The sequence below is a fragment of the Roseobacter sp. MED193 genome (genome assembly GCF_000152965.1).
GTDB lineage: Bacteria > Pseudomonadota > Alphaproteobacteria > Rhodobacterales > Rhodobacteraceae > Pseudophaeobacter.
The window spans coordinates 3,394,634-3,418,094 of the sequence record NZ_CH902583.1; the positions used below are offsets into that span (position 1 = coordinate 3,394,634).

The following is a 23,461-nucleotide window of genomic DNA, read 5'->3' on the forward strand; positions in this document are numbered from 1 at the left end:
AAAACCCACCCGTGAGGAGGCCTTTTCATGGCCAAGATCAAGAAACAGCCCCGTCCTAAGGCGGTAACGCCCAAGGGATTTCGTGACTATTTCGGCGAAGAGGTGACACAGCGTTCTGAAATGCTGCGTGCCATCGCGGGTGTCTATCATCATTACGGGTTCGAGGCGCTGGAAAGTTCGGCTGTGGAAACCGTCGAGTCGCTGGGCAAATTTTTGCCTGATGTGGAGCGCCCGAATGCCGGTGTCTTTGCCTGGCAGGAAGTTGATGAACACGATCCTGACAGCAACAAAGGGGACTGGATGGCGCTGCGCTATGATCTGACAGCGCCTTTGGCGCGGGTCTATGCCCAGCACCGCAATGATCTGCCGACGCCCTATCGCCGCTATGCAATGGGGCCGGTCTGGCGCAATGAAAAGCCAGGGCCTGGCCGCTACCGCCAGTTCTACCAGTGTGACGCCGATACCGTTGGTACGGCGTCGATGGCAGCGGATGCTGAGATCTGCATGATGCTGTCTGATACGCTGGAAACAGTCGGCATTCCCCGTGGCGACTACTTGGTGCGCGTCAATAACCGCAAGGTCATGAATGGCGTGCTAGAGGTCATGGGCCTGGGCGATGATCAGGCCGCCAAGGACAATGTGCTGCGCACCATCGACAAATTCGACAAGGTCGGCGAGGCGGGCGTGCGAGAATTGCTGACCAAGGGCCGTCTGGATGCTTCCGGTGCCTATATCGACGGGGTTGGCCTCAGCGATGATCAGGTCGAGCCGGTTCTGGCCTTCCTGACCTCCAAGGCGGACAATACTGCCAAAACATTCGAGAACCTGCGCGCCGCTGTTGGCGCGTCAAAGGTCGGGGCCGAGGGCATTGGCGAGCTGGAACAGATTGGCGACTTGATGGCTGCTGGCGGCTATGGGTCTGACCGGATCGAGATTGATCCCTCCATCGTGCGTGGCCTTGGGTACTACACTGGCCCAGTATATGAGGCTGAACTGACCTTTGACATTCTGGACGATCAGGGTCGCAAACGTCAGTTTGGTTCGGTCTCAGGCGGTGGGCGCTACGACGATCTGGTGAAACGTTTTACCGGTCAGGAAGTACCGGCCACTGGCCTGTCTATCGGCGTTGACCGCCTGCTTGCTGCGCTGCGTGAAAAGGGCCGTCTCAGTGCGACCCCTACGGGGCCAGTTGTGGTCACGGTGATGGATAAGGCACGCATGGCGGATTACCAGACCATGGTGGCGGAACTGCGCAATGCCGGGATCCGCGCCGAGGTATATCTGGGGAATCCCAAGAACTTTGGCAATCAACTGAAATATGCAGATCGGCGCAATTCGCCCGTTGCGGTGATCGAAGGCGGTGACGAAAAGGCGGCTGGGGTCATCCAGATCAAGGACTTGATCCTGGGCGCCAAGATCGCCGAAAGCGCCACTCTGGAAGAGTGGAAGGAACGCCCCAGCCAGTTTGAGGTGCCGCGCGGTGACCTGGTCGCCAAGGTGCGCGAAATCCTCGAAAGTCAGGATTGATCATGTCTGAAAGATCGCAAACACTGGCGCGGGCTGCGAGGCTGCGCATGAATTTTGAGGCCGCTGGGGCCCAGGTGGTGGAGCCGCCGCTGCTGCAACCGGCCGGTACTCTGCTTGATCTTTACGGCGAGGACATCCGGGCGCGGGCCTATGTCACCTCGGATGCGGTGCGCGGAGAGCAGATGCTGCGGCCCGATTTCACTCTGCCGGTGGTGCAGATGCATATGCGTGAGGGCGCGGAACCTGCGCGCTATACCTATGCAGGCGAAGTGTTTCGCCGCCAAGAGCATGATCCGGATCGCTCCAATGAGTATCTGCAGGTTGGCTATGAGATCTTTGAACGGGATGATCCGGCCGCTGCGGACGCTGAGGTCTTTGCGCTTATAGCGCTGCAGTTGCGCGGCTTGCCGCTGCGGGCGGCAACCGGGGATATTGGTATCCTGATGGCGGCTGTGCAGGGGCTGAACACCACCCAGATGCGCAAAGCGGCTTTGATGCGCCATATCTGGCGCCCACGGCGGTTCCGCTCCTTGTTGGATGTCTATGCTGGCCGCAGCCCCCTCCCGGAAAACCGGTTGAAGCTGCTGTCCTCTGAGGGGCCTTTGACCGGATCGGCAACTGTGTTGGGCAAGCGCAGCGAGGCAGAGGTAGAGGCGCGGATTGAGCTGTTGCGCCAGGATGCCGCAACGCCGCCAATTGCGGAAAACGAGCTACTGGCACTGGAGGCGCTGATGGCCGTGCGCGAGACTGTGCCTTTTGCGATTGAGCAGATGCGCGATATTGCGGTGGATTTGCCTGCGATAAACCCGGCCCTGGATCGTTTGGATGGGCGGATCGCAGCGCTGAAAGCACGCGGCATTGATATTGATAGCCTGGATTTTGAGGCCTCCTACGGGCGGACCTCGATGGAATATTATGATGGCTTTGTCTTTGGGTTTTATGCCGAAGCGAGACCAGATCTGCCTCCAATCGCCAGCGGTGGTCGTTATGATGCCCTGACCCGCCAATTGGGGCAGGGGGCTGAAATTCCCGCTGTAGGGGGCGTGCTGCGCCCCGATTTGATGCTGATGCTCGAGGAGGGTCAGTCATGAGCCTGAAACTGGGGGTGCCGTCCAAGGGGCGGCTGATGGAAAAGACCTTTGACTGGTTTGCCAAGCGCGGGCTGACCCTGGCGCGGACTGGATCGGAACGGGAATATGCCGGTGCGATCGAGGGGGTTGAGGGGATGGAGCTGGTGCTGCTTTCGGCGGGTGAAATCCCGCGAGAGTTGGCGGCCGGGCGCATTCACCTGGGTGTGACTGGCACGGATTTGGTGCAAGAAAAACTGCCGCTCTGGGAACAGCAGTTGCAAGAGTTGGAGCCGCTTGGGTTTGGCCATGCGGATTTGATCCTGGCGGTGCCGCAGTGCTGGATTGATGTGGACACATTGGATGACCTGGATGCGGTTGCAGCCTCTTTCCGTGAGACCCATGGTCACAGGCTGCGGATTGCCACCAAATATCACCGTCTGGTGCGTGAGTTCCTGACTGAGGCCGGGGTGGCGGATTATCAGCTGGTGGATAGCCAAGGGGCAACCGAGGGCACGGTTAAGAATGAAACTGCTGAGATGGTGGCCGATATTACCTCCACAGGTGAGACCCTGCGCGCCAATCACCTAAAGTTGCTGTCGGACGGTTTGGTGCTTCAGAGCCAGGCCACCCTATGGCGTAGCCGCGTGGCGGGATATTCAGAAGCGGAACGTACCGCGCTGAAGGCGCTAACAGGTCTGATCCATGGCTGATCTGGGGTGATGGAAGGGGGGGAGCTCCCGCCCGTCGCCCATGCAATGAATTGCACGAGGCTCCCGTTGGGCCTGGCGCCGCACTATCGTGCGGCGCTTTGTCTTTCTGGATAGTGCCTTAGGGCACAATTGCCCCGTAGGGCCAAATCCACTGTTGGGATCAGATGACACCGATTTCGGCCAATGCCTGGGACAGTTCCAAGGGGAGCGGCTCTTCGGTCCTGTGGTTTTTGGGCAGGTCGGCGGGACTGTCTTCAGGTTTGAGGTAGCGCCAGCCCTGGAAAGGGCGTTTGGTGGCGGTATGGGTACGGTGCAGTTTTGGATCGAGTATGATGGCGCAGCGGCGAATGCCGTCTTCGCCAATGACCTCGTCCATGCGCAGAATTCTTTGTCGGCACTGAATTTGCCCCTTGATGACCCAATAGATTGATCCACCAGCGAGAATCTCAGGCTCGCGCTTGGGCCACATGCGGGTGACATGGCGCGGCAGGCCCTCGGGCAGGCGCGCGCTGGTCATGTCCTGCCAGTCCTGCAGGCCCTCGACACTTTCAGTGCCAACAGAGAGCTTTACCAGATTGACGTAGTTATCCACAGTTTCCCCACAGAGTCGTCCAGAGTTGGACCTTCATATAGTGTTTCGAGATTAGGTGCGAGCAAGATATTGTGGTACACTCAGTAATTATTTCTCAATGATCTGTGATTTCACCGTTGAGGATTTCCATCAGCCTGTAGTATCGAAGCCGCCACTCAGCTCCGATCATCGACAAATAGGGAATCACTATATGAGCCGCTTTGCTGCCCCCATCGCCGCACAAATCTGGGATATGAAATATCGTTTCAAGGAAGCGGATGGTACCCCTATCGATGTGACCGTGGAGGACAGCTGGCGCCGGATTGCCCGAGATCTGGCCCGTGCCGAAGACAACCCCGGTGTCTGGGAAGAGAAATTCTACGAGGCGTTGGAAGATTTCAAATACCTGCCGGCTGGGCGTATCACTGCAGGAGCGGGTACCGCGCGTCAGGTAACCCTGTTCAATTGTTTTGTGATGGGCACGGTGCCTGACAGCATGTCAGGAATCTTTGACATGTTGAAAGAGGCTGCGCTGACCATGCAGCAGGGCGGTGGCATCGGCTATGACTTTTCGACCATTCGCCCACGTGGCGCCGATGTTAAGGGCGTGGCGGCAGATGCTTCCGGCCCCTTGTCGTTCATGGATGTTTGGGATGCCATGTGCCGCACCATCATGTCGGCTGGTTCACGTCGCGGTGCAATGATGGCGACCATGCGCTGTGATCACCCGGATGTTGAGGCTTTTATCACGGCCAAGTCAGATTCGGCGCGGTTGCGCATGTTCAATATGTCGGTGCTCATCAGCGATGCCTTTATGGAAGCGGTCAAGGCCGATGGGTCCTGGGAGTTGCAGTTCGACGGCAAGATCTATCACACTGTGCAGGCGCGTGATCTGTGGAACAAGATCATGCAGGCGACCTATGACTATGCTGAGCCCGGTGTGATTTTCATTGACCGGATCAACAAGGCCAACAACCTCAACTATATCGAGAACATCTGCGCCACCAACCCCTGTGGCGAGCAGCCGCTGCCGCCCTATGGCGCCTGCCTTTTGGGCTCAATCAATATGGCCCGGCTGGTTTCCAACCCCTTTGAGTCCAATGCCGAGCTGAATCAATCTGCCATGCAGGAACTGGTCGCTACTGCTGTTCGAATGATGGACAATGTGGTGGATGTGTCGAAATTCCCGCTGGAGGCACAGGCGGCTGAGGCCCAGGCCAAGCGCCGCATCGGGCTGGGTGTGACCGGGTTGGCGGATGCTTTGCTAATGTTGGGTCTGGAATATGGATCGGACGCAGCGGCGCGTCAGACCGACCGTTGGTTGCACGCGATCGCCCGCGCCGCCTATCTGGCCTCGGTGGATCTTGCCAAGGAAAAAGGCGCCTTCCCGCTGTTTGATGCCGAAGCCTATCTGGCCTCAGGCAATATGATGAACATGGATGAGGATGTCCGCGAGGCTATCCGCGAGCATGGCATCCGCAACGCGCTGCTGACCTCGATTGCCCCCACCGGCACCATCAGCCTCTATGCGGGTAACGTGTCCTCGGGGATTGAGCCGGTCTTTGCCTATGCCTATACCCGCAAGGTGCTGCAAAAAGACGGTTCGCGCACGGAGGAAGAGGTCGTTGACTATGCGGTGCAGATGTACCGAGAGAAGTTCGGGACGGATGCCGCTCTGCCGGGCTATTTTGTCAACGCTCAGACCCTGCCGCCAGCGGCCCATGTGAAAATGCAGGCGGCGGCGCAGAAATGGATCGACAGCTCGATTTCCAAAACCATCAACTGCCCGGAAGATATTTCCTTTGATGAGTTCAAGGATGTCTACATGCAGGCCTGGGATCAGGGCTGCAAAGGCTGTACCACCTATCGCCCCAATGATGTGACCGGATCTGTTCTGTCGGTGAGCGAGAGCGCGGATACCGCGCCGGGTGAAACCGCGGATGCACCGCATGAGAGCGACATGGGAGAAAACGGGGCCGAAGTTGTTTACATGTCTGAGCCGCTGGACCGGCCTCAAAGCCTGGAAGGACATACTTACAAGCTGAAATGGCCAGATTCTGAACATGCGATCTATCTGACCATCAACGATATTATCATCAGCGATCACCGCCGCCCATTTGAAGTCTTCATCAACTCCAAGAACATGGAACATTATGCATGGACGTTGGCGCTGACCCGGATGATCTCCGCCGTGTTCCGGCGCGGGGGCGATGTCTCCTTTGTGGTGGAAGAGTTGAAAGCGGTGTTTGACCCGCGTGGTGGCGCCTGGGTGCAGGGCAAGTATATTCCCTCAATCCTGGCAGCGATTGGTGGCGTGATCGAAACCCATATGGTTAAGACTGGTTTCCTCGAAGGTGAGGGCATGGGGCTGAAATCGGATCCGCAGGCCGAGGTGGTGAACTTGAACGCTCCCCGCGGAAAACCTTGCCCGAGCTGCGGTCAGTATGATCTGCAAATGGTGGAAGGCTGCATGACCTGTCGTAGCTGCGGCCATTCAAAGTGTGGGTAATCTGGCCCTGCTGCTTGTTTATGTGTGAAAGCTCACATCAGTTTGCAATTTGACCCGCTTAAACTGCAATTTTGACCACTAAAAGTTTGCCACCGCCCTTAAAGGGGCGGTGGCTCTCTATTTTCTGGGATGTGTCGTGATGAGTTTGAGCCTCCCCCAAAGAAGTGGTCCGATCCTATGATTAGGAAACGGAGGACCATAGATGGCGACGAAGAGACCCAAGCCCGAAGAGATTGTCTTGAAGTTACGGCAAGTCGAAGTGCTGATGGGGCAAGGCATGCCTCGGATAGACGCGATCAGACAGATCGGTGTGACTGAACAAACCTATTACCGCTGGAGTGCGGGCGAATTTAGAAAAGCGTCCAGTGGACGGTTTTCCCGCCAAACATGTCTGGCGGAATGGGTACGGAACAACTCAAGGAACTGAAGCGGCTCCAGAAAGAGAACGAGCGCCTTCGCCGGGCCGTCTCGGATCTGACACTGGACAAATTGATCCTGTCGGAAGCCGCTCGGGGAAACTTCTGAGCCCTTCGCGTCGTCGCGCCTGCATCGAATTGGTTCGCCGCAAGGTGAAGGTTTCGGAGCGTCGCGTTTGTCGTGTTCTGGGTCAACACCGATCCACACAGCGGCGAGTGCCACAGGGACGTGCTGACGAGGAGCGCTTGGTCGCGGACATGATCGAGCTGACCCACCAGTACGGCCGATATGGCTATCGAGGGGTTGCTGCCCTGCTGAGAGATGCAGGCTTGGGAGAACGGATACTGCGAAAGCTTCAACGGGCGAATGCGGCCCTCTCGGTGATGCCAGCATCACCTGCCGGTTAATAGATGAATTGCTGAACGGTGAAATCTTCTATTCGTTACGCGAGGCTCAGATAATCATTGAAAGCTGGAGAAAACACTACCACACCAAACGACCCCACAGTGCTCTGGACTACCGCCCACCTGCGCCAGAGGCCATCGTCCCGATGGACCAAAGGCCAACCATGCACTAACTTTCAAACTGGACAACTCAAGTGGGGCTGCTCACTTTAATGGGAGAGTTGTTTGACCGCTTCGATAGACGATGGTGTCAGCATGGTTGCTAAAAGCTTGTGCATATGTGTTTGCAGGACGCTTACAGGGCTCAGCCTGGACTATCCCTGTGCTTGGTTGTGAACCAAGGCTGCGCAAGATGTCGATTTTGAAGCGCATTTTGTCTGAAACCGAAGAAGTAAGGACCATCAAAAAATCACTTTATTAAGGCAGAAGAACAGGAGCTCACATGCGCTATTCTGCTTTGAGATTGATCAAGGAAAGCCTGATCGGGCACAAAGGGTGGGGAGCGCAATGGCGCGATCCCGATCCAAAGGACGCCTATGACTACGTGATCATTGGCGGCGGCGGACATGGGCTGGCCACAGCCTATTACTTGGCGAAAGAGTTTCAGGGCGCGCGGATTGCGGTTCTGGAAAAGGGCTGGATTGGGGGCGGAAATGTGGGGCGGAATACCACGATTATCCGCTCTAACTATCTGCTGGATGGCAACGAACCGTTCTATGAGTTTTCCCTGAAGCTGTGGGAGAACCTTGAACAGGACCTGAACTATAACGCCATGGTCAGTCAGCGCGGCATTCTGAACCTTGTGCATTCGGATGCCCAGCGGGATGCGGCGCGGCGGCGCGGCAACGCGATGCTCCTGAACGGATCGGATGCTATGCTTTTGGATAAGGAAGGCGTGCGCAGGCTCTATCCGTTTTTGAACTTCGACAATGCTCGGTTCCCGATCAAAGGCGGGCTACTGCATCCGCGTGGTGGCACCGTACGCCACGATGCGGTCGCCTGGGGCTATGCGCGTGGCGCCGATCAGCGCGGCGTGGACATCATTCAGAATTGCGAAGTTACTGGTTTCAAGATCAAAGAGGGGCGCCTGCTGGGGGTCGAGACCTCGCGTGGATATATCGGTGCGAAGAAAGTGGGGGTTTCCGTTGCAGGGAGCTCTGGTCGCGTGATGGCGATGGCAGGGATGCGCCTGCCCATCGAAAGTCATGTGCTGCAGGCCTTTGTTTCAGAGGGTTTGAAACCCTTCATACCGGGCGTGATTACCTATGGAGCGGGCCACTTCTATTGCAGCCAATCTGACAAGGGCGGGTTGGTTTTTGGCGGCGATATCGATGGCTACAACTCTTACGCTCAGCGAGGCAACCTGCCTGTGGTTGAGGACGTGGTCGAAAGCGGCATGTCGCTGATCCCAGGGCTTGGGCGGGCGCGGCTGTTGCGCAGCTGGGGCGGAATTATGGATATGTCGATGGACGGTTCCCCCTTTATCGACAAGACCCTTATCGAGGGGCTCTATTTCAACGGTGGCTGGTGCTATGGCGGCTTTAAGGCCACCCCTGCCGCAGGCTTCTGCTTCGCCCATCTCCTGAAAACCGGCCGTCCACATGAAACCGCAAAAGCCTATCGACTGGACCGTTTCATGACTGGGCACATAATCGATGAAAAGGGCCAGGGTGCCCAGCCGAACCTGCACTGACTCAGCTGCGATTTGAGGAATTGAACCGATGATCATCAACCATCCGCTTCTTGGGCCACGCGACGCGCAGGAGTTTACCTATCTGGGCGATGCGGGTCTGATCAACCGCCCCTATTGGCTGTCGGACAACGCCATGCGCGGGTTTCACGACTATCTGCATCTGCGCGACAATCCGGCGGGTTTGCACCGCGAGTTGTGGTTTCACGAGCAAGGCGACCGTTCGTGGCTGGTCGTGACCCGTGACACCACCACACATGAGATCACTAAGGTGGAACTGGCCCGTGATGTGGCACGTGCAAAACGGACAGCCGAGGCAACGCAATGACACAGGTAAATCGCCTTACTGGCGGGCTGATCAATCGGTCAGCCACGCTCTCTTTCCGTTTTGACGGCATCTCCTATCAGGGATATGCGGGGGATACCTTGGCCTCGGCATTGCTTGCCAATGGTGTGCGCTTGATGGGGCGCTCGTTCAAGTACCACCGCCCGCGCGGGGTGCTGACCGCCGGATCGGAAGAGCCCAATGCACTGGTCGAGCTGCGGACAGGCGGCCGTCAGGAACCCAACACCCGTGCCACCGTGGCGGAGCTCTATGATGGGTTTGTTGCCCATTCGCAAAACCGCTGGCCGTCGTTGGAGCATGATTTCATGGCGATCAATGATCGCTTTTCGAATTTTCTCAGCGCGGGGTTCTACTACAAAACCTTCATGTGGCCTCGCGCGTTTTGGGAGAAGCTTTACGAACCGATCATCCGTAAAGCGGCTGGTCTGGGCAGCTTGACCGGCGAGGCAGATCCTGACGTCTATGACAAAGGTTTCCTGCATTGCGACCTTTTGGTGATCGGCGCAGGCCCGTCGGGTTTGGCCGCTGCACTGACCGCTGGCCGTGCAGGGGCGCAGGTGATCATCGCCGACGAGGACTTTCGTCTGGGTGGGCGCCTTCTGGCTGAAACAGGGGGGCTGTCGGAACAGTCTGGTGTGGAATGGGTCGAACAGACCCAAGCAGAGCTATCATCGCTCCCGAATGTCCGTGTGATGCGGCGCACGACCGTATTCGGCGCCTATGATCACGGAGTCTACGGCGCGGTTGAGCGCAATGCAGATCATCTAACCGCCCCCGAAGCTGGCAAACCCCGCCAGACCTCTTGGCGGATCTATTCCAAGCGGGCCCTGGTCGCGACTGGTGCGATCGAACGCCCGATCGGGTTTGAGAACAACGACCGGCCGGGTGTGATGCTGGCAGGTGCTACCCGCGCCTACGTAAACCGCTATGCCGCTTCGCCGGCGCGGTCGGTGGTGATCTTTGCCAATAGCGACGAGGCTCATCAGACCGCCCGCGATTTGATCGCCAAAGGGATCGAGGTCCCTGCGGTGGTGGATATTCGCCCAGATGCGCCTGCACTTGAGGGCGCTGAGGTTCTCGCTGGTGCACAGATCGTCGGGACAAAGGGGCGGCTTGGTCTGACCTCGGTCACGGTGCGTCTGGCAAACGGCCAGACCCGTGTGATCGCGTGCGGAGCACTGGCGATGTCTGGCGGTTGGAACCCCAATTTGGGGCTGACCTGCCACCAGCGCGGTCGCCCAGTTTGGAATGAAGACATCCATGCCTTTGTGCCGGGGCAGGGCCTGCCACAGGGGCAAAGCGTTGCAGGGGCCGCGATGGGCGAGATGTCGACCCATGCTGCGCTGACCGGCGGGGCTGCGAAAGCTTTGGACGCTCTATCCGACTTGGGGTTTGCAGCCCCATCTTTGCAGCTTCCCAAAGCCGAAGATGCCCCCGTGTCTCTCACTCCGTTTTGGCATGTTTCGGGCGCTAAACGCGCTTGGCTGGATTTTCAGAATGACGTCACAGTCAAGGACGTGAAACTGGCGCATCAGGAGAACTTTACTGCAGTCGAGCATCTGAAACGCTATACCACGCTGGGCATGGCCACCGATCAGGGCAAGACCTCGAATGTCGGGGCGCTGGCGGTGATGGCCGAATTGACAGATAAGTCGATCCCCGAAACCGGCACCACAATTTTTCGCCCGCCCTACACGCCCGTCTCGATGGGGGCGCTGGCTGGCCGGGCGGTGGGCAAAGAATTCCATCCCACCCGCCTGACCCCCAGCCACAAGTGGGCCGAGGAACAAGGCGCGGTGTTTGTCGAGGTTGGAAACTGGCTGCGGGCGCAATGGTTCCCCCAGAAGGGTGAGACTCACTGGCGGCAATCGGTGGATCGCGAGGTTCTAGCCACCCGCAATTCCGTTGGGATCTGCGATGTGACAACGCTGGGCAAGATCGACGTGCAGGGTTCGGATGCTGCGGAGTTCCTAAACAAGATCTATGCCAATGGCTTTGCCAAACTGCCCGTGAATAAGGTGCGCTACGGTCTGATGCTGCGCGAAGACGGCTTTGCCTATGATGATGGAACTGCTGCACGTCTGGCTGAGGACCATTTTGTTGTTACCACGACAACCGCCAATGCGGTCCTAGTCTATCGCAACATGGAGTTCGCCCGCCAGTGTCTGTGGCCGGATCTGGATGTCCAGCTGATTTCGACCACCGAAGCCTGGGCACAATATGCGGTCGCCGGTCCCAATGCACGCAGGCTATTGCAGAAGATCGTGGACCCCATGTTTGACATCTCGAACGAAGCGTTCCCCTTCATGGGCTGTGCGGAAATCACAGTCTGTGGCGGGTGCCGAGCAAGGCTGTTTCGTATTTCGTTCTCTGGCGAGCTGGCCTATGAGATTGCTGTTCCCACCCGCTATGGCGATGCATTGATGCGCGAGATGATGGCGGCAGGTGAAGAGTTTAACGTGACTCCTTACGGGACCGAGGCGCTGGGTGTTATGCGGATCGAAAAGGGGCACGCGGCAGGGAACGAGCTGAACGGCACCACCACTGCGCTGAACCTAGGGCTGGGGCGCATGGTTTCGTCCAAGAAGGATTTCATAGGAAATGTGCTGTCGCTTCGCGAAGGGATGAATGCTCGGGACGCGTTGAACCTTGTGGGTCTACGCCCAGTGGATGCGTCCAAGTCCGTCCCTGCGGGCGGGCATCTGATGGCCACGACAGGCCCAGTCGATGCAGCGCATGACCAGGGGTATGTCACCTCGGCTGCCTATTCGCCAATCCTCGAAAGTGCTATCGGGCTTGGCTTTGTGACGTCCGGCTTTGAACGGATGGGCGAACAGCTAAGGCTGGTTAATCCTCTGGAAGAGCAAGACGTTCTGGTCGAAATCGTTAGCCCCCATTTTGTCGATCCGAAAGGGGAGAAGCTCCGTGCATAAATTGAAACCCATCGCTCCGTTGGGCGGTGACACCCCGCGTTTGGACCAGATCGGGACGCTTTCTATAACCGAAGTCGTGGGGCAGGCATTGGCGTCCATTACCGCGCGAGAAGGGCAATTGGGTCAGATGCAAGAAGCACTGGCGCTGCCCTTGCCAGGTGTCGGAAAATCCTCAGCACAGGGAGATTTTTCTGCCTTATGGATCGGTCCCGACCAGTGGATGATTTCCGCAGACCATGATCAGCATGAGCTGCTCGCTGCGGAATTGAAGCACATGGTTGGGGATGCGGCGTCGGTCGTGGAACAAAGTGATGGTTGGTGTCGGTTTGATGTCTCAGGCGCGGCACTTTGCGACCTGTTCGAGCGGTTGTCCAACGCACCTGTGCGCAGCATGGCGTGCGGTGAGGTCATTCGCGGCACGATCGAGCATTTGGGTGCGTTCCTGTGGCGTTTGGCTGATGACCACATGGCTGTGATCGCCCCGCGCTCCTCGGCCGCATCGCTGCATCATGCACTGGTCGCAGTGGCACGTTCAGTAGCCTGATCCAAACAATTTACGAGGGCAGCGCGTCGCTGCCCTTAACCCGCATTGAGTTCTTGGCGCGCCGGTCCGCTATGGGTGTTATCCCAAAGCTTTCGCGATAGTGCCGCAGGAAGGCCCCAGGCGTGGCATAGCCCACCATGAACGCAACCTCGGTCACTGGTGTGTTGGAATACAGCACCAGCTGACGCGCCTGTTTCATCCTTATTTTCCGGTAGTATTTTAACGGGCTTTGTCCTGTCGCTTCCTTGAAACTGCGCTCCAGCGAGCGTGTCGAGACACCCACAGCTTCGGCCACTTTGCTGATCTGGATCGGGCTTTCGACATGCTCTGTGAAATGTTCAATCGCGCGTTCTACCTGTTTGGGCAGCAGGTCCTTGCTTTTGGCCGTGTCATGGGCGGGTGTCTTCTGCGCTGCGGCGGCGCTGCGGATATAGGGGTGTTGAAACCAGCAGGCGACCTCAGCCATGATATCGCCGCCCAGCTGCGTTTCAATCAGAGTCAGCATATGGTCGAAGGCAGCGGATGCGCCCGAGATGGTTGTATAGGCGCCGTCCTCGCAGATCACCGTGCTTTGCGCAGGAAGATCAGGGAATTCTGCCTGAAAGGCGGCTTCGTAACACCAATGCACTGACAGCGGGTTCTCGCCTGTTAGTCCGGTGCGGGCCAGCGCGAACACGCCGCCACTGATCGCCCCCAAGCGGGTTTTGCCACGCTGGTATCTTTGAAGCGCCGCGTTGGCGCGTGCCGGTATGGCAAAGCGGGCATTGGGGCTAGCGGTGAACAGCAGAAGGTCCAGATCCCCGGCTTCAGTTAGGGTGCAATCAGGGGCGAAACTGACCCTGGCAGAGGATTCAACAGGCCCTTCGTCTTCGGCGATCACCTTCCAGCGAAATGCCTCTCGTCCCGCGATCTCATTAGCCGCACGCAGTGGTTCGATACAGGAGGTCAGGCAGGCCATGGGAAAACCGGGAAAGATCAGAATTCCCAGCGTCACTGCGGGGGCGGAAGCCTCTGCATCGGTCATGCGCGCAGTCCCATTAATGTGTCTTGTGATATCTCGGCAGCGATTTCCAGAATGTGCCGCTCCAACAACCGTGCCGCGGGCGAAAGGGGGGACACTGCCCTGCGTAGCAGGTGAATTTCGCGTCTGGCATGTGGTTCAGCGAGAGGGCGAAACACCAAACCGGCTGAATTTGATGCCCTCACGGCCATCTCGGGAAGAATTGTGACCCCAATATTGGCCTGTACCATCCCCATGATCGAGGCCAGATTATGGGCCGACAGCAGCGCCCTGTCGTGCAGCTGGGTCGATGGTTCTGCAGTGATCCCCGCCGAAAGTGAGTTGGCAATGAGCCTCTCGTTGGTCAAGGCGTCCCAGGTGACAGGACCGCGGTCCTGCGCCAGCGCATGGGTCGGGGCGCAGATGACTCCGAACATATCGGACAGAATGTGCTGACTGTGCAGCCCGACGTTTTTCTGGCCTACCGTGGCGATGCCGATATCGATTCGATCGCGCGAAAGTTCGTGCAGGATTGAGCTAGAGTCCATATCGCGTAATTCGATGTCCAGATTGCCGTAATCGTTGATATGACGAGAAAAAACCTGTGGGATGATGGTGCCCGCCACCGAAGGAACGGTGGCAATACGCACGTGGCCATGGGTGGCTTTGGCAAAGCCTTCGATCGCTTTGACCGTGTTGTCGAATTGATGCAATTCCCGCTCGGCCTGCTCAAGAACATAGCTTCCTAAAGCTGTCAGTTTGCTTTTGCGGTCGGTTTCGAAAAGTGGTTCACCCAAATGGGTTTCCAGCTGTTTTAACATCATGGACACAGCCGAGGGCGTGCGCCCAAGCGTCTGGGCTGCATCGCTCAAATTGCCACTACGGGCGACGGTGGCAAAACCACGCAGCATTTCGATTTTAAGCACCATAGCGAGGGCTTTCAGTTTCACTGTAATAAAGTTCAATTATTTAAGTTTGATTGAATCCGTCTAAAGAGTCCATACCCAAGGAAACTGACTTCTGCTTGAGGCGACACTTCCATGACCGATATCCAAAAGAACCTGATTGCTGGCGAATGGCTGGCAGGGCTAGGCGAAATTGAAAACCGCAACCCGTCGGACCTGACCGATCTGGTTGGCGTGTTTGCGCAGGCCAGCAGCGACCAGCTGGACGCAACGCTGGATCAAGCCAAGATCGCTCAGCGGGAGTGGGCTGCATACGGCATGGAACGCAAGCAGGCCGTTTTGAACGCAATTGGCAACGAGCTGATCGCGCGCAGCGAGGAACTGGGTAGGCTTCTGGCGCGGGAAGAAGGCAAACCCTTCGCGGAGGGCAAGGGCGAGGTCTACCGCGCTGGTCAATTTTTCACTTACTATGCTGCTGAATGCCTGCGCCAGATCGGCGAGAACGCGGATTCTGTGCGCCCCGACATTGAAATCGACGTCCGCCGCGAAGCTGTCGGCACTGTTGCCATCATCTCACCCTGGAACTTCCCGACAGCCACCGCGTCGTGGAAGATTGCTCCTGCGCTGTGCTACGGCAATGCCGTGGTTTGGAAACCCGCCAACGTAACGCCCGCTTCGGCTGTGGCGCTGGCCGAAATCATCCACCGCCAGGACATCCCCAAAGGTCTGTTCAGTCTGGTCATGGGCGCGGGCCGCGAAATCGGCCAGCGACTGGTGGAAAGCCCGAAAGTGAACGCCATTTCTTTCACCGGTTCGGTTCCTGTGGGCAAGGGTATCGCCGCCGCCGCCATCCAGAATTTGACCAAGGTTCAGATGGAGATGGGGTCAAAGAACGCATTGGCAGTGATGGATGATGCAGATCTTGATTTGGCCGTGACCTTGGCCCTTGGGGGCGCCTTTGGAGGCACCGGTCAGAAATGTACAGCATCCTCCCGGCTCGTGGTCCATGACGCAATCCACGACGCCTTTGTTGAAAAACTCGTGGCCGGTGCACGGGCAATGAAAGTGGGGCACGCGCTGGAAGAGGGCACCCAGATGGGGCCCGTTGTCAGCGAACAACAGCTGCTTGAAAACCTGGCCTACGTAGATCTGGGCAAATCGGAAGGTGCTGAACTGGCTTGTGGCGGGACCCGTCTTGAGATGCCGCATCAAGGTTTCTACATGGCGCCGGGCGTATTCCTGAACACCACCAACGACATGCGCATCAACCGCGAAGAAATGTTCGCGCCGTTGACCAGCGTGATCAAGGTTGGCAGCTATGACGAAGCCTTGGCCACCGTCAACGACACCAATTTTGGTCTGACCTCGGGTATCGTGACGAAATCGTTGGCCCGCGCCACACATTTCCGCCGCAATGCCCAAACTGGTGTTGTCACCGTGAACCTGCCGACTGCCGGCACTGACTATCACGTGCCCTTCGGTGGCCGTGGTGACAGCTCCTACGGTCCCCGCGAGCAGGGCAAGGCAGCCGCCGAGTTCTACACCACCGTCAAGACCGCCTATATCAGCGCAGGCCCTGTCTGATGCGGATCGATGGTCTGCAATATGCCAACTGGTCCGAGAAAATTTTCCGCCAGCTTCGCGAAGGGGGCGTGGATGCAATCCACGTCACCATCTCATACCACGAGAACTTCCGCGAAACGGTTCTGAACTTTGAAAGGTGGAACCGCTGGTTCGAACAGTATCCTGATCTGATCATGAAGGGACAGTGGGCTTCGGATATCGACATTGCTCGTGAGACCCAGCGTACAGCTGTGTTCTTTGGTTTCCAGAACCCGTCGCCTATCGAAGATGATATTGGCCTGGTCGAGATCGTCCATACTCTGGGCGCCCGCTTCATGCAGCTGACATATAATAATCAATCGCTTCTGGCGAGCGGCTGCTACGAGGCAGAAGACACGGGTATTACCCGAATGGGCAGACAGGTCATCAGAGAAATGAACCGCGTGGGCCTCGTTGTGGATATGAGCCACTCAGCAGATCGTTCAACGATCGAGGCCGCCGAGCTGTCCGAGCGTCCCATCGCCATCACTCACGCAAATCCGTATGACTGGTCGCCCGCCCTGCGCAACAAGCGCGATGCGGTGATCCGTGCGGTGACCGAAAAAGGTGGAATGCTCGGCTTCTCGGTCTACCCGCATCACCTGAAGGATAAGTCCGATTGCACGCTGGAAAGCTTCTGCGAGATGATTGCCCGGACGGCAGAGAAATATGGCGCTGAGCATCTGGGGATCGGCACGGATCTTTGTCAGGACCAGCCCGATAGCATCGTGGAATGGATGCGAGTGGGCCGCTGGACCAAGGAAATTGACTATGGCGAAGGATCCAAATCCGCGCCGGGTTTCCCGCCGATGCCCAGCTGGTTCGAGGACAACCGCCATTTTGGCAACATCGAAAACGGCCTGAAGGCTGTGGGAATGGATGACCACGAGGTTGCCGGCATCATGGGACGTAATTGGTACCGCTTTTTTGCAGAGAATTTTGGCCCTCAGACAGGACGCTAAGGGGCAGGGGAATTGACACTTGGCCTCGAGCGAACAGATGGGGCCATATCTAGGAAAATGTAGATGTCTGAAGAATCTATGGGAATGACAGATCAGAAAGCCAGCGGCGTGAACAAGCCGCTGTTCCTGATCTCGGGCGGGTTCATCGCCGTTTTCTGCTTGGCAGCACTGATCAATCTTGACGCGCTCTCGGCAGCCGTGGACTGGGGGTTCAACGTCTCAGCCAAATACTTTGGCCTTTACTGGCAGGTTCTGCTGCTGGCGACCTTCCTGATCGGCCTGGTGCTGTGCGTGCTGCCCGGAGGTCGCGCGGTCATGGGCGGGCTTGCCGCGCCTGAGTTTACCATGTTCCAGTGGGGCTCGATGATCATGTGTACGCTTTTGGCAGGGGGCGGTGTGTTCTGGGCCGCAGGCGAGCCGATTGCGCATTTTCTGTCTTCGCCGCCGCTGTTTGGCGCCGAAGGCGGCACAGCAGAGGCCGTGAACGGCGCGATTGCGCAAAGCTTCATGCACTGGGGTTTTCTTGCCTGGGCCATTCTGGGATCGCTGTCGACCGTGATGCTGATGTATTACCACTATGAAAAAGGCTTGCCGCTTGCCCCGCGCACGCTGCTTTATCCGGTTTTTGGCGACAAGGCGATCCACGGCCCGATCGGCCTGATCGCGGATGCCTCGTCGATCATTGCGGTCGTGGCGGGTACTGTCGGTCCGATTGGCTTTCTGGGGCTGCAGGTGGCCTACGGTCTAGAAGACCTCTTTGGTATAGAGAATGGCTTTGCCACCCAGTTCCTGGTGATTGCGGGTCTTGTCGCTCTCTACACGATCTCGGCCATGACCGGTCTGTCGCGCGGGATTCAGCTGTTGTCGAAGATCAACGTGATCCTGGCCGCCGCGCTTTTGCTCTTTGTCCTGTTGGCAGGTCCAACCGGCTTCATCTTTGGCTCGTTCTTCTCGGGCTTTGGCACCTACATTGCCAATTTCTTTCAGATGGCGCTGTATCGCGGTGACGCAGGTCTGTTTGGCGCGCCCGGCTGGCTGGGCTGGTGGACTGTCTTCTTTTGGGGCTGGTTCATGGGCTATGGCCCGCTGATGGCGATGTTCATCGCGCGGGTTTCTCGGGGGCGCTCAATCCGCTCGATCATTATTATGCTGTCAATTGTAGCCCCGATCGTGACCAACTTCTGGTTCACAATCATCGGAGGCACCGGCATCTCGATGGAGCTGGCAGAAACGGGCACGATCTCAAAGGCCTTTGAAGGGTTCAACCTGCCGGCGGCGCTGTTGGCGATCACCTCGAACCTGCCTTTGGGTTTCCTAGTCTCGCTCTTGTTTCTGATCCTGACCACGATCTTTGTGGCCACGACCGGTGACTCGATGAGCTACGTGATCTCTGCCACCATGAGCAACGGTGACAACCCGCCCACACCGGTCCGTGTCTTCTGGGGTATCGCTATGGGTGTTATGGCCGTGATTTTGATTTCGGTGGGCTCCGGTGGTGTCTCCAAACTGCAGAGCTTTATCGTTGTAACAGCCGTTCCGGTGTCGTTGCTTTTGCTGCCATCGCTCTGGGATGCGCTGCGTATCACCTTGGCAAAAGGCAAAGAAAACTAATCAGTTGGGGTGCCTCTGGGCACCCCAGCCCCGCGTGCATCTCAGGCTCTATTCGACGCAGGCACTGAAATGCTCTATTGTCCTGACTGCAAAGGCCAAGAGAATGAATACAATAACTCGCCGTGATCCCGAACTGGTCATGCGCCTTGCGCGCCTCGGATCCATTCACCAATCACGCCTGTCCTTCATGCGCGTGCTGCTTCGTCGTTTGGCCCGAGAAGGCTGGCGCTTTGAAAACACTGCCTTTAACGTGAATGACGCAGGTGAAGGTCACGCCGTTTACACCGTCTACAGCCCAGACCGCGCATATTCACTGATTGCTTATGCCCATGACCTACCGCCTGAGAAACGCTCTGACCGGGTGATCGCCGAGGCTTGGGATGCGACTTTCACTCTGTTTGATGGCGTGCCGTCGGCGGCAGATATCGAACGCTTGTCGCACAATATCCCTGTGCAGGAAGCGGGGCGTGTATCCGGGACGGAATTGTCCGTGTCGCGGGCAAATCGCTCGGTGCGGCTGTGGGAGCACGTGGTTTCCAGCCTGGTCGAGGGCCACCAACCCGACCTCGAACAGATAAGGGCTGTTGGATACCTGATGCGGACCACTGCGGTCTATGGGTCCGGCAAGCTGGGGGCTGCAGATCGTGAGATGATCGCAGACCGTCCGGAATTTCGGGCGCCGTTCCAGGTCGAGATGCTTTCAGTCTATTTAACCCGCTGGTTTGTGCTGGATTTGGTGCAGCACATGGCCGACCGGCGTGCGGCAGCCGAGGGGCGGGTCGCTGCCCAGCTATCGCCTGAGATCGGACGTGTCATGGGGGTCGGCAATTCAACCGGTTTGGGCATGGCTCCCTTCCTTTTGAATCACCCGGTGCTGTTCAACAATTGGGTCGCCGCGCGCGAAAATGCTATTTTGGCGGTGCGCAGGCTGGCGAAAGCCAAATCGGAGGAGATCGCTCTGTTCCAGTCGCTGGTGGCGCGCAGCAAGATCACCATTGACCAGTGGCATTCGGAACATCCAATCCAGATTGAAAAACTGAAGGGGCTGCGCGCCGATGCGGCTAAAGTGGATGGTTATTTGGCGGGGGGCTGCCTCAGCGCCGAGCATCCGTGGGACGCGCTATATCGCTGGGCAGAAGACAACCTCTCGCTTGAAGGGCAGGAATGGATCGCCTCACTGATCTTGGAACCCTATGGCGCGCATGTGGATCGCTTTGCCGAAGAAATGGCAGGCGACAACACGGCCACTTTCCGCATTGCCGGCGCGATGAGCGTGGGCGCCCTGCGGACCTTGCTGCTCGAGATCTACGGATGGGCAATCGACACCGACTGGCAGGCGCCGGAAAACCGAGCCCGCGCCTGGTATGTGTCGGAAGAAAAGCTAGAACCCCGTCTGGGAGAGCGTTTCGAAGAGCCGATCGAAGAATATGAACAGCCCCTGGCCCCAGGGCGGGATGCCGCGCAACTGTTCAATGCCCTGGCCCATTGGCCAGATGAGGCGCAGGTTGCGGACTTCCTTTTGCGCCATCCAGAGCATCGTCACGTGCTGCGCCGCGCCCAGATCGTTGGCCGCGCGCCATATGCCGAGATCCGTGACAATACGATTTCTGACCAGGTGCTGCCCATCGACATGCTGCGTTGCAAGCTGGCCTTCTTTGGGGCCACGCAGTTTGACCCGCGATCGGACCGTTGGGTGCGTATTTGCATGTATGGTAACGCCCCGCTGCCCAAGGAACTGACACAGGAAAATGCTGATTTTTGGGTCTTCCCTGCTGGCGAGACCCAGCTTGAGGAGGGCGTGGTATGAGCCATTCGTTGAATGAAATCGAAGCCATGAGCAAACGCGCGGCCCGCGGAGCGGGGCTGTCGTGGGGGCTGTCTGAAGAGGCCGCAAAAGGTACGCGTTGGCTCTCCGCGTTTGGCTTTCCTGGTACAGAAATGCTGGCAGAACTGCTGGTGATGAACGACAGGATCCCTCCGATTGACGTGTCCCCCGTCTCGCTGAGCGCAGATGTTTGGCACGCTCCAACCCGCCGGATGAGCCCGCTGATCGCAGGTGCATCCCTGTCTGATAGTGCGGTGCGCCTGTTGCAGCGTGGCACCATCACCATGCAGAACGTCAGCCTGCCTTTGCTGGCTGTGCCCTTTATGGGCGGTGCGGCCCTGCGTTTGGGTGTGCCTGTGGCGGCTGAATGGGAGGGAGCACGGGTTGCCACCGACGGCAAACAACTTTGCGTACAGGGCGCAGCTGACGCGCTACGGGCTAAACACGCAATACAGCTGGCCTTTTCGGCGCCCGCTGAAATGACCGGTAAGCGCGAACCGGTGATGCGGGCTGACGTGTCCAAAGGCAGCTGGGAGCAGCTGGGCAGCTTTGCCCACCGCACTTTTGCCCCTGCTACCGAAGAAAGCCGCCTGCGCGGTGCGGGTGCCGGTGTCAGCGACAACGACTGATATCTTTTGGGGCTGCGATGCTGCCCTCTTCACGCGACGCATAGAAAAGAAAGAACATCGATGACAGCCACTGAAATACTCTCGCTTTCGGAAATTGAAAGCCTTGCCTTTGATGCACTGGTCAAGGCAGGCACCTCGAAAGAGAACGCGCGCCCGCTTGCGGTTGCGACCGCAATGACCGAGGCCGACGGCGTTGCTTCGCACGGGCTGGCCTATATCCCGATCTACGCCGAGCACGTCGAATGTGGAAAGGTGGACGGGCAGGCCAAGCCCCTAGTCGACCATCCGCGCTCTGCAGTTATTACCGTGGATGCGGCCACCGGTTTTGCCCATAGCGCAATTGATCTTGGGTTTGAAAAGCTGATCCCGCTGGCAAAAGAGATGGGCGTTGCGGTTCTCGCTGTGAAAAACTCCTATAATTGCGGCGTTCTGGGCGTGCATACGCAGCGTCTGGCGCAGGCTGGCCTGATGGGTATCGGTTTCACCAACGCCCCCGCGTCGATTGCGCCGTCAGGTGGCGCGAAGCCCGTGATCGGCACGAACCCATTCTCAATTTCGGCACCCGATGCCGATGGCAATGCCGCGCTGCTGATCGACCAGTCGGCTAGCACGATTGCCAAAAGCGAGGTGATGAAGCATGCCCGTGAAGGGAGGCCAGTCCCGCAAGGCTGGGTGTTGGACGCTGATGGGCAGCCTACCACTGATCCCGAAGTCGGGCTGAAGGGCTCGATGGTGCCATCAGGAGGGTACAAGGGTGTCGGCATTGCACTGACTGTCGAGCTGATGGCGGCCGCAATGGCGGGTGCCACACTGGGAGCAGTGGCCAGCCCATTCTCAGGGACCGCAGGCGGCCCCCCAAAGACTGGCCAGTTCTTTATTGCGATTGACCCAGAAGCCACGGCGGGCGGTTTGTTCCAAGAGAAACTGGCAGACCTGATTGCCTCGTTCCGAGAACAAGAGGGCGCGCGTCTTCCCGGTGATGGTCGCCAAGCCGCCCGTATACGCGCCGCCAAAGAAGGGGTGGCCGTGAATGCGGCCCTTTTGGAAAAAGTTCGCGCGCTTCTCTAAGTCTGGAGAGCTTCAGCGGATTGGAGTGGCCCTTTGCCTCTTCTCCTTTAAGGGGGCAGAGGGCATCCCAGAACAGACCTTCCCAGGGCCAAGTGGGCTTAGAGAGGGCAATTCAATTCCAGCGGCTGATCAACTCAGGTGGGTTCTGACCGGTCTCTTGTGAAAATGCGCCTGAGCACCAGCCAGGGTCAGTCGAAATCATGCTCTATCCTGATGGCGAGAAAATCGATTAACACCCTAACCTTGCTCGCCAAGTTTCGACCACTTGGGTAAACGGCGCTAATGGGAGTCGCTGCAGGATCCAGCGGAAACCCAGGCAAAACCGGAACAAGGGTGCCAGATTTTAACTCCGCACGCAGCATCCAGACTGGCAGCATTGCGATGCCGAGGCCCGATTTAGCGGCTTCTTTGAGAAGGACGAGGCTGCTTGCCTGAATGGGACCCGTCACTGGAACATTTGTGACCTCCTCTCCGGACTTGAAACGCCAGGTGACCAGATCCGTGTCGACCTTGAACGATAGGCATGAATGATTGCGCAAATCTTCTGGCTGTTGTGGGGGGATGTCCTGTTCCAAATATTCTGGGCTTGCCACAAGAAGAGACCGGCTCATCGTCAGACGCTTGGCAATCAGGCTCGAGTCGCTGAGATGCCCCACGCGAATTGCCACATCAATTCCTCTACTTACAAGGTCTTCCATCGTTGAGGACGTATGGAGCTGAACCCGGAGATCTGGGTATCTTTCCAGAAATTCCGGCAATACTGGAGACAGGAGAGTAAGCGCCAGATCCGCTTCGGCTGTTATGCGCAGCACGCCGGAGGGGGCATTGCTCAGACGCGAAACAGCCTGCCGCGCCGTATCAACGTCTTCAATGATTTGCCGCGCGTGGGACAGGTAGACCTGGCCCGCTTCTGTCAGCTCTTGCCGGCGTGTTGTTCGCTGCAACAGGCGGGTATTCAGGTTTTCTTCAAGCCGTGAGATTTGCCGCGAAACTGCTGAGGGCGTCGCACGGGTGGAACGTGCCACGGCGGAAAAACTGCCCTGGTCTGCGACCAGAACAAACAATCTCAACAAATTCAGATCTTCCATTTGTGCGTCACCTGCATGAATCCTGTTCCAATTTTGAAACTTAATCCTGG

At 57.9% G+C, this 23,461-nt stretch carries 18 protein-coding genes and 1 pseudogene; 15 read left to right on the forward strand and 4 right to left on the reverse strand.

Annotation, left to right across the window (positions count from 1 at the left end):
• The first annotated feature begins 27 nt into the window (after positions 1-27).
• The 3 genes from hisS to hisG are packed head-to-tail and all read left to right on the forward strand — an operon-like array spanning position 28 to position 3,307.
• Positions 28-1,527, forward strand: a complete 1,500-nt coding sequence (gene hisS, locus MED193_RS18685) for a histidine--tRNA ligase (RefSeq protein ID WP_009811333.1) — start codon at positions 28-30, stop codon at positions 1,525-1,527.
• 2 nt (positions 1,528-1,529) lie between these two features.
• On the forward strand, positions 1,530-2,618 hold the full coding sequence (locus MED193_RS18690) for an ATP phosphoribosyltransferase regulatory subunit (protein ID WP_039966397.1): 1,089 nt from the start codon (positions 1,530-1,532) through the stop codon (positions 2,616-2,618).
• Positions 2,615-3,307 carry an ATP phosphoribosyltransferase gene (gene hisG / locus MED193_RS18695; protein ID WP_009811335.1) on the forward strand — a complete coding sequence of 231 codons (693 nt, stop codon included), beginning with the start codon at positions 2,615-2,617 and terminating at the stop codon, positions 3,305-3,307. Before MED193_RS18690 ends, hisG begins: the two co-directional genes overlap by 4 nt.
• A gap of 160 nt (positions 3,308-3,467) precedes the next feature.
• Here the strand turns inward: hisG and MED193_RS18700 are convergent, their stop codons facing one another.
• The gene (locus MED193_RS18700) at positions 3,468-3,899 is read right to left on the reverse strand and encodes a DUF1489 family protein (RefSeq protein ID WP_009811336.1); all 432 of its coding nucleotides are present in this window, start codon (positions 3,897-3,899) and stop codon (positions 3,468-3,470) included.
• Positions 3,900-4,089: 190 nt separating this feature from the next.
• Between MED193_RS18700 and MED193_RS18705 the strand changes: the two genes are divergently transcribed.
• The 6 genes and pseudogenes from MED193_RS18705 (at position 4,090) to MED193_RS18730 (ending at position 12,721) form a co-directional block, all read left to right on the forward strand.
• Positions 4,090-6,387, forward strand: coding sequence for an adenosylcobalamin-dependent ribonucleoside-diphosphate reductase (locus MED193_RS18705; RefSeq protein ID WP_009811337.1), 2,298 nt, complete (start codon positions 4,090-4,092; stop codon positions 6,385-6,387).
• Between the two features lie 202 nt (positions 6,388-6,589).
• Positions 6,590-7,381, forward strand: a pseudogene (locus MED193_RS22685) (integrase core domain-containing protein).
• Positions 7,382-7,650: 269 nt separating this feature from the next.
• Positions 7,651-8,901, forward strand: coding sequence for a sarcosine oxidase subunit beta family protein (locus tag MED193_RS18715; RefSeq protein ID WP_009811339.1), 1,251 nt, complete (start codon positions 7,651-7,653; stop codon positions 8,899-8,901).
• A 28-nt stretch (positions 8,902-8,929) separates the two neighbouring features.
• Positions 8,930-9,226, forward strand: coding sequence for a sarcosine oxidase subunit delta (locus MED193_RS18720; protein WP_009811340.1), 297 nt, complete (start codon positions 8,930-8,932; stop codon positions 9,224-9,226).
• Positions 9,223-12,177, forward strand: a complete 2,955-nt coding sequence (locus MED193_RS18725; protein WP_009811341.1) for a sarcosine oxidase subunit alpha family protein — start codon at positions 9,223-9,225, stop codon at positions 12,175-12,177. Before MED193_RS18720 ends, MED193_RS18725 begins: the two co-directional genes overlap by 4 nt.
• Complete coding sequence (locus tag MED193_RS18730) at positions 12,170-12,721, forward strand: sarcosine oxidase subunit gamma (protein ID WP_009811342.1); 552 nt, start codon at positions 12,170-12,172, stop codon at positions 12,719-12,721. The genes MED193_RS18725 and MED193_RS18730 overlap by 8 nt, the downstream gene beginning before the upstream one ends.
• 10 nt (positions 12,722-12,731) lie before the next feature.
• On the opposite strand, the gene MED193_RS18735 is transcribed toward MED193_RS18730, so the two are convergent.
• Positions 12,732-13,745 (reverse strand): GlxA family transcriptional regulator, encoded by a 1,014-nt coding sequence (locus tag MED193_RS18735; RefSeq protein ID WP_009811343.1) that lies wholly within the window; start codon positions 13,743-13,745, stop codon positions 12,732-12,734.
• Positions 13,742-14,671, reverse strand: a complete 930-nt coding sequence (locus MED193_RS18740; protein WP_254655474.1) for a LysR family transcriptional regulator — start codon at positions 14,669-14,671, stop codon at positions 13,742-13,744. The genes MED193_RS18735 and MED193_RS18740 overlap by 4 nt, the downstream gene beginning before the upstream one ends.
• A 90-nt stretch (positions 14,672-14,761) precedes the next feature.
• Here MED193_RS18740 and MED193_RS18745 point away from each other — a divergent pair, with 90 nt between their 5' ends.
• From MED193_RS18745 to MED193_RS18770, 6 genes are all read left to right on the forward strand, one after another.
• Positions 14,762-16,210, forward strand: coding sequence for an aldehyde dehydrogenase family protein (locus tag MED193_RS18745; protein WP_009811345.1), 1,449 nt, complete (start codon positions 14,762-14,764; stop codon positions 16,208-16,210).
• A complete protein-coding gene (locus tag MED193_RS18750; RefSeq protein WP_009811346.1) occupies positions 16,210-17,190 on the forward strand; it encodes a membrane dipeptidase in 981 nt (326 codons plus the stop codon). Before MED193_RS18745 ends, MED193_RS18750 begins: the two co-directional genes overlap by 1 nt.
• Positions 17,191-17,253: 63 nt before the next feature.
• Positions 17,254-18,801, forward strand: coding sequence for a BCCT family transporter (locus MED193_RS18755; protein ID WP_009811347.1), 1,548 nt, complete (start codon positions 17,254-17,256; stop codon positions 18,799-18,801).
• Between the two features lie 103 nt (positions 18,802-18,904).
• Entirely contained in the window at positions 18,905-20,608 is a 1,704-nt protein-coding gene (locus tag MED193_RS18760) for a hypothetical protein (RefSeq protein WP_009811348.1), read from the forward strand.
• A complete protein-coding gene (locus MED193_RS18765; RefSeq protein WP_009811349.1) occupies positions 20,605-21,255 on the forward strand; it encodes a DUF3726 domain-containing protein in 651 nt (216 codons plus the stop codon). The genes MED193_RS18760 and MED193_RS18765 overlap by 4 nt, the downstream gene beginning before the upstream one ends.
• Before the next feature lie 60 nt (positions 21,256-21,315).
• Positions 21,316-22,323 (forward strand): Ldh family oxidoreductase, encoded by a 1,008-nt coding sequence (locus MED193_RS18770; RefSeq protein WP_009811350.1) that lies wholly within the window; start codon positions 21,316-21,318, stop codon positions 22,321-22,323.
• A gap of 188 nt (positions 22,324-22,511) precedes the next feature.
• Here MED193_RS18770 and MED193_RS18775 read toward each other — a convergent pair whose 3' ends face one another.
• Positions 22,512-23,411 (reverse strand): LysR family transcriptional regulator, encoded by a 900-nt coding sequence (locus tag MED193_RS18775; protein ID WP_009811351.1) that lies wholly within the window; start codon positions 23,409-23,411, stop codon positions 22,512-22,514.
• Positions 23,412-23,461: the final 50 nt, after the last annotated feature.

Excerpts from the sequence above, each read along its gene's own strand:
- hisS (WP_009811333.1), top strand. The coding sequence starts at position 28 with ATGGCCAAGATCAAGAAACAGCCCCGTCCTAAGGCGGTAACGCCCAAG.
- MED193_RS18690 (WP_039966397.1), top strand. The coding sequence starts at position 1,530 with ATGTCTGAAAGATCGCAAACACTGGCGCGGGCTGCGAGGCTGCGCATG.
- hisG (WP_009811335.1), top strand. The coding sequence starts at position 2,615 with ATGAGCCTGAAACTGGGGGTGCCGTCCAAGGGGCGGCTGATGGAAAAG.
- MED193_RS18705 (WP_009811337.1), top strand. The coding sequence starts at position 4,090 with ATGAGCCGCTTTGCTGCCCCCATCGCCGCACAAATCTGGGATATGAAA.
- MED193_RS18715 (WP_009811339.1), top strand. The coding sequence starts at position 7,651 with ATGCGCTATTCTGCTTTGAGATTGATCAAGGAAAGCCTGATCGGGCAC.
- MED193_RS18720 (WP_009811340.1), top strand. The coding sequence starts at position 8,930 with ATGATCATCAACCATCCGCTTCTTGGGCCACGCGACGCGCAGGAGTTT.
- MED193_RS18725 (WP_009811341.1), top strand. The coding sequence starts at position 9,223 with ATGACACAGGTAAATCGCCTTACTGGCGGGCTGATCAATCGGTCAGCC.
- MED193_RS18735 (WP_009811343.1), bottom strand. The coding sequence starts at position 13,745 with ATGACCGATGCAGAGGCTTCCGCCCCCGCAGTGACGCTGGGAATTCTG.
- MED193_RS18745 (WP_009811345.1), top strand. The coding sequence starts at position 14,762 with ATGACCGATATCCAAAAGAACCTGATTGCTGGCGAATGGCTGGCAGGG.
- MED193_RS18750 (WP_009811346.1), top strand. The coding sequence starts at position 16,210 with ATGCGGATCGATGGTCTGCAATATGCCAACTGGTCCGAGAAAATTTTC.
- MED193_RS18755 (WP_009811347.1), top strand. The coding sequence starts at position 17,254 with ATGTCTGAAGAATCTATGGGAATGACAGATCAGAAAGCCAGCGGCGTG.
- MED193_RS18760 (WP_009811348.1), top strand. The coding sequence starts at position 18,905 with ATGAATACAATAACTCGCCGTGATCCCGAACTGGTCATGCGCCTTGCG.
- MED193_RS18765 (WP_009811349.1), top strand. The coding sequence starts at position 20,605 with ATGAGCCATTCGTTGAATGAAATCGAAGCCATGAGCAAACGCGCGGCC.
- MED193_RS18770 (WP_009811350.1), top strand. The coding sequence starts at position 21,316 with ATGACAGCCACTGAAATACTCTCGCTTTCGGAAATTGAAAGCCTTGCC.
- MED193_RS18775 (WP_009811351.1), bottom strand. The coding sequence starts at position 23,411 with ATGGAAGATCTGAATTTGTTGAGATTGTTTGTTCTGGTCGCAGACCAG.